5 protein-coding genes and 2 pseudogenes are annotated in these 6,000 nt (G+C 64.3%); all 7 read right to left on the bottom strand.

Annotated elements, in window-relative coordinates; genetic code table 11:
- Nucleotides 1–185: pseudogene (locus HDG39_RS33065) on the bottom strand (carboxylate--amine ligase); the annotation flags it as partial.
- A gap of 254 nt (nt 186–439) precedes the next feature.
- A pseudogene (locus HDG39_RS33060) lies at nt 440–715 on the bottom strand (citrate-proton symporter); the annotation flags it as partial.
- A 117-nt stretch (nt 716–832) separates the two neighbouring features.
- Complete coding sequence (locus HDG39_RS33055) at nt 833–1,930, bottom strand: YncE family protein (RefSeq protein ID WP_184012293.1); 1,098 nt, start codon at nt 1,928–1,930, stop codon at nt 833–835.
- Between the two features lie 98 nt (nt 1,931–2,028).
- Nucleotides 2,029–2,574, bottom strand: a complete 546-nt coding sequence (locus tag HDG39_RS33050) for a hypothetical protein (protein ID WP_018423292.1) — start codon at nt 2,572–2,574, stop codon at nt 2,029–2,031.
- Between the two features lie 181 nt (nt 2,575–2,755).
- Nucleotides 2,756–3,856: a PstS family phosphate ABC transporter substrate-binding protein gene (locus HDG39_RS33045; protein WP_184012291.1), complete on the bottom strand. Its 1,101-nt coding sequence runs from the start codon at nt 3,854–3,856 to the stop codon at nt 2,756–2,758.
- 198 nt (nt 3,857–4,054) lie between these two features.
- A complete protein-coding gene (locus HDG39_RS33040) occupies nt 4,055–4,483 on the bottom strand; it encodes a hypothetical protein (RefSeq protein ID WP_184012290.1) in 429 nt (142 codons plus the stop codon).
- Nucleotides 4,484–4,611: 128 nt separating this feature from the next.
- Nucleotides 4,612–5,808, bottom strand: coding sequence for a PstS family phosphate ABC transporter substrate-binding protein (locus HDG39_RS33035; RefSeq protein ID WP_311667962.1), 1,197 nt, complete (start codon nt 5,806–5,808; stop codon nt 4,612–4,614).
- Nucleotides 5,809–6,000: the final 192 nt, after the last annotated feature.

Here is a 6,000-nt window from a genome sequence, read left to right as displayed (position 1 = left end):
AGCAGACCTGCCTTGCCCTTCTTGCCGACTCCGCCCTTGAAGACGGGCTTGATGAAGATCTGGCGATGACGGTCGATCAGCGCCTTGACTTCCTCTTCGCTGGCGCTCGGGCCGAGGATCTCACTCGCCGGAAATCCGACGAATTGCAGCAGACGCGCGCCGTGCAACATACCGGTGATTTGCATGGAAATGTCTCCTGAAGTTTAAGCAATGCACTTCGCCTGCTTACAAAACAGCACGTTGCGGGCGGACAGTGGTGAACCCGGTCGTGAGATGCCGGTTCGCCGGGACGCGGCGATCCGCGGGCAAAGGCTGTTGGAACCGAATCATTCGGCGCGGGGCGCATAGGCACTTTTATCCCGCCGCTCTGCGGGCCAGGCGACGAGATGCGTGCCTTGCGCGACCCGTCAGGCGACGGTCGCCGATCGCTCCGCTGCACCGCCCCTCGTCGATAGAGCACAAGCGTCGCGACGAGGCCACATACGGCTGCGAAACTCAACCAATAACCGGGCGCCGCCTTGTCGCCGGTCACTTGAATGAGACAGGTCGACACGGCGGGAGTAAATCCGCCAAAGACGGCGGTTGCAAGGCTGAAAGCGAGCGAGAAACCAGCGACGCGCACGTTGACCGGCATGACTTCAGTCAGAGCCGCGACCATCGCGCCGTTATACATCCCGAAAAAGAACGACAACCACAGCAGCACCGCGAGCATGCGCACAGTGTCCGAGTGCGTTTCTCAAGTCCCTGCCGCGCCAAGAAACAGTCAGCTACGCGAGAATGGTTTCACCCGCGGATGTGGAGCTCTGGGATTTAGACGAGCCGTGGCAAGCACTTATTTTCCGGCAGGCGTCTTCACGCCAGTGCCCGGCAACACATCGAAGCGCAGCAGCCTTCCGCCAGCGCCTGATTCGCCAGGCGAGACCGCGACATACAGGCAGTGGCGCGCAGGCACCAGAAGCGCCGTCTTGGCGCCCTTGGCCGTCGGCACGCGTGCGATTTCCTCGTAATGGCCGGGATCCTTCTGCTGGATCACGCCAAGATAGTCGTCGCCGGCCATGTAGATGCGTTGGTTGACTTCGTCGAAGATCACTTCGTTCGTGCGCTGGGGCGCGTCGAACGTCGCGATCGTGTTGCCGTTCGCGGCATTGAGCACAAGCAGCTTGAACGGCTTGCGCGTGCCGACAAACAGGCGTCGATGCGTCTCGTCGAATGCCATCGGCGCATTCAGTTCCGCGCCATGGATAGGCCAGTTCGCAATCACCTGGCGCGTCGCCTTGTCGACGACGGCGAGCGTGCTCTTGCCCGTCACGTTGACGAAGAGATGGTGGCCGCGCTGCTCGGCCGCCATCGCTTCGGTAAAGTCGGTGTCGAAATTCACGTCGCCGACGTGGCTGCCCGTGCGCGGATCGACCTCCGAGACGATCGTCCGCGTCATCTTCGGCTCGGCGTTTTTACCGCCCGTGACAATGTACATGTGACGGCGCGACGGGTCGTAGCGCATCGAGTCCGCACCGACGGTGAGCTGGATCGAACCGATGACGCGATAGCTCGTTCCGTCGACGATGCGCGTCATGCCGGCGCCGCTGTCGGTGACGATCAGACGGTTCAGGTCCGGCAGGTACAAGATGGCGTGGGGCTGGTCGAAACCCTTGACCGTGCGCAGATGCTTGCCGCTGCCGAGATCGAATACTTCGAGCGTGGCGCCGTCTTCGCCGGCGAGGAACAGCCGCCCGCCGTCAACGTCGGCGGCGAAGTGGTCGAAATCGCCTTTGTAGTCCGGCAGTGCCGTGCTGCCGATCAACGGCAGAGGTGCGCCCGCCGGGCTGGCTGCATCGACCGAGGGCGCCGCCGCGTAGGCAGTGTGCGGCAGCGTCGCGCACAGGGCCGCGAGCGTCGTCAGAGATACGATCGCGGAAATTCGCAAACGCATGGTCAGACTCCTGAATGGGGATGGCTCGTTGAATACAGCCTCGTCCCCGGCGCGCCGGGGACGAGGCATTGCAAGCGAACGGCGGGCCGTGCGCGCGGCTACTTCGCGGGCTCGAACAACGCGGCGTAGCTCGGGATCTGCTTCTGCAGCGCGTCACGCAGGCCCGTCGATGCGAGGAAGAAGGCGGTCTCGCCCTTTGCATTGGCACCGTCGTTCTTGTACGCGAGCACGATCTCGCCGACGTTCTGGCCGCTCGCGTCGCGCAGCGGCAGCATCATCACGAACTTCTTGACCGTGTCATTGGGACGATGCCAGCGCGGGTCGACGATCGTGATGCCCTTTTTCGAGATGTCGATGTCGTCAGGATCGTCGGCATTGCCGATGCGCTCGAGGTAGGAACCGGCGAACATCGTGTAGGCATCCTGCATACCTGGAGGCACGCCGTGCAAAGTCACGCTGAGTAACTCGGGATGCTGTTGCATGATTTGCTCGGACAGTTTCTGAGCAAAGATCTTCGCGCTCGGCGGCGTCCAGTTCCTGGCGTGCGGTTCGGGCGCGGCGACGGCGGTGTCAACCGCATACAGCGCGGAAGCCGACAGGAGGCCGAGCGTCGCGGCGAGCAGGGTCTTGGTCAGGATCTTCATGTGTCTCCTCTCTTTGCCCGATGGGCGTCATGGAAGCAGGTGCGAGTCGAGTGTAGGCTCGCCACCTTGAACGAGCGTTAACGCGATCTGAACGCAAATTCAGCCTGAAATTGGGAGGCCGTCGCAACGACCGTTGCCGTCACGGCGACTGGCGCCGGTTGCGCGTTCGCGCGTCGCATGGTCACTCCGCCTGATCGAGCTTCGCCAGCTCTTCCTTGACGACGGCCGGTGTCAACGGGATATAGACGCCTTCTTTCGCGACCACGTCCTGTCCCTCGCGGCTCAACACCAGTTTCAGGAATTCCTTGATCTTCGGCTGCAGCGGCTCGCCGGGCTTCTTGTTGACGAAGATGTACACATAGCGCGAGAGCGGATACTTGTGCGTGTACACGTTCTGCAGTGTCGGCGCGAGGAACGGTCCGCCTTCGCTGGCTGCCAGCGGCACCACCTTCACGTTCGGCGTGACGTTGGCCAGCAGTGCGTACGTGAGCCCGCCCGGGTGCGTCGCCATGTCCTCGGCGGCCACCGTGAACGCATGCGTGAAGCCCTTGCCCTTGACGAACTGGATGTTGTCCTTGTATTCGCCGCCTTCCAGCAGGTTCAGCTTCAGGAAGTATTCGATGCCGTTGACCGGCTTGAGGCCGTAGAGGTGAATCGGCCGGTCGGCCCATTCGCCGCCGAGCCCCACGTCGCCCCACGTGGTGATCTCGGCGTGGCCGCGATTGCGCGTCTTCGAATAGATCGCGTCGAGCTGGGCCAGCGTCAATCCCTTGATCGGATTGTCCTTGTCGACCAGCACGACCGACGTCGCCGTCTTGCCGAGCGACCCGACACTGCCTGTCGCGACGCGAATGGCGAGCGGCTTGTAGCCGAACTTGTCGACGAAGGCTTGCTCCTCGGCCGGCAGCAATTCGCGCCCGACCGGCGCCAGGTCCGCCGTGCCGTTGGTCAGCGCCGGGCCGCCGGCACCGGACGCCTTGGCTTCCATGGTGACGCTCAGGCGCGGATAGGCCTTGCGATACATCTTGATCCACCCCAGCGTGATTTCATCCATTACGTCAGCGCCGACGAGACGCAGGTCTTCCTCCGGCACGGACTGGACTTCGCCCGGATGCCAGATCGGTATCGACGGGTCGACCTTGAGGTGATGCTCGACGGCCGCGTACTTCAGGGCGAATGCCGGCGGCGACGTCAGCGCGCCCAGCGCTGCGATGCCGATCACTGCCGCGGCCGCTGCCGCCGCAGACCTGCGCAACCCGCCAACCCTCTGCGTCTGTTTCATGTGCGTCTCCTGATTGAAGATGTACTCGTGAGTTCGCCCTCGGCGGGACGATTCGTTGCGTGCTGCGTATCGGGGTGGGTCGGCCCGGCCGACGCGGGTCGTGCATCGGCGATGCTTTCGCCTTGCCACGATGGTGGGCCATGAAGCTGAACCCGACCTGAAGGTATCCTTAATAGATTTTCAGACGGACGACGCCAGTCAGTGCGTGGGTCGAAACAGCGCCGCGAGCGATGGCGTGCTTCCGGCCAGCTCGTCGCGCACCTGCTCGGCCCGGCGCACGATCATGTTGCGATCGACGCCCGGCGCGTAGCGGAATGTCGAGCCGATAACGCCGATCGTCTTGCCGTTGGCGTCGCGCATCGGCAGCTCGACCGACAGATCGCCGGTTTTCGTCACCTCGACGCGGGGCTGGCCGCTGTCGAGCACGGCCAGGTCGTCGGCATCGGCGGACTTGCCGATACGGCCGATGTTCGACGCGATGATGACGTTGTCGCTTCCCGTCGGCGGGGTGACGTGCAGCGCGAGGATCGTCAGCTCGGGATGCGCGGCCAGCGTGGTATCGACGAGTTGCTGCGCGTAGGGCGCGGCGGTCGTGGCGGCGTATGCAGACACGACCGAGGCGAGCAAAAGCGCCGCCGTGGCGGCGCGGATGGGTCCGTGCACGTGGACACTCCAGGAATCGGCGCCGCCCGGCGGGAATGCGCGGGACCGGCACGCGGCGCCGGGTTGGCGAGGGGCAGACGAGCGGCGCGCGGTCAGTTGGCGAGCATCGCGCGCGAGCTATCCGCTTGCTGCGCGCGCAGGGGCACGTACATCGCGTGATCGATCACGGCTTGCTGGCCCTGCTTGCTCAGCACGTAGCGGAGAAACTCGGCGATGGCCGGATCGAGCGGCTTGCCGGGCGCCTTGTTGGTGTTGAAATAGATCAGCCGGCTCAGCGGATAGGTCGCCAGCGCGACGTTCTCGTACGTCGGCGCGACGTACGGACCGTTGTCCGATGCGGCAAGCGGCAGCATTTTCACGGGCGCGTCGATATAGGCGATGCCCGAGAATCCGATGCCGTAGCGATCGTCGGCCACGTCTTTCGCGAGCGGGAACACGAGCTTGTCGTAATGGATGTCGTCGCGCCACTCGCCGCGTTGACCGTTGGCGCTCAGCACGCGTTGCCGGATGAACTCCTCGAACCCGTTCCACGGCGTGATCGCGTAGACGTGCACCGGCTTGTCCGCCCATTCCCCGGTGAGACCGAGGTCGCCCCAAGTCTTGATCGGCTTGCCGCCGCGCAGGTGCGTGCGCGAGTAGAGCGCGTCGATCTGGTCGTAGCTGAGCTTTTCCAGCGGGTTGTCCTTGTTGACGAAGAAGCCGATCGCGTCCAGGAAGCCGAAATGCCGGTACGAGCCCCCGGAAATCGGTACGCTGAGCGGGCCGTAGCCGAACTTCGCCTTGAAGTCGGTGACGTCGTCCGGCTTGAGCTCGCGCGAGACGAACACGAAGTCGAGCTTCTGCTTGACCAGCTCCTTCGCGCCGAGGCTGCCCGCGTACGGTGGGGAAATGCGGATGTCGACGTTCGGGTAATACTGCCTGAAGCCTTCGATCCAGCGGTTGACGAGCGACGGCAGCACGTCGGAAGCCGCGCCCCTGAACGTGCCGGCGAGCTTGAGGTCGGTGCGGGGCTGGTAGTCGGGCAGGGCCGCGTCGAGGCGCGGCTGCAGGATTTCCGGCTCGGCCAGCGCGCGTCCGACCTTCATCCCATCATCGGCTTGTTCCCTGGTTTGCGGCGCCACCGTCTTGAGCGCGGGCACAACCCACTCGACCATCGGCGTGGATGGGGTGTCGGCACCCGCGGCGCCCACCGCCCAGACCGACGCCGCGGCAGTGGCAATGATCAGGCGTGCCGAACGGCGGCGCGGCATGCGCCGGTTCGTCCCGCAACGGGGTTGGTTGCGATTCACGAGATGTCTCCTCCTTCGTTCAAAGCGTGCGTGATTCCACTGCCGCTCCATTTTGAGGCAGGCGGCGCGAAAGTTGAAACGCGGTGATCGCGCCGGCCTGCGCGAGATGCGGCGAACGGCGCAGCGCCCATGCCATGCGTCCAACGATAGTGTCGCCGGATGAACACAATCTGAAGACATCCTGAAAATCCG

This window comes from Paraburkholderia lebeckiae (assembly GCF_014201005.1).
GTDB lineage: Bacteria > Pseudomonadota > Gammaproteobacteria > Burkholderiales > Burkholderiaceae > Paraburkholderia > Paraburkholderia tuberum.
Note: the sequence above shows the minus strand (reverse complement) of the source record. Positions and strands in the feature narration are given on the sequence as shown.

What these genes read in the sequence shown, in the direction of transcription:
- HDG39_RS33055 (WP_184012293.1), bottom strand. Translation starts at nt 1,930, where the DNA reads ATGCGTTTGCGAATTTCCGCGATCGTATCTCTGACGACGCTCGCGGCC.
- HDG39_RS33045 (WP_184012291.1), bottom strand. Translation starts at nt 3,856, where the DNA reads ATGAAACAGACGCAGAGGGTTGGCGGGTTGCGCAGGTCTGCGGCGGCA.
- HDG39_RS33050 (WP_018423292.1), bottom strand. Translation starts at nt 2,574, where the DNA reads ATGAAGATCCTGACCAAGACCCTGCTCGCCGCGACGCTCGGCCTCCTG.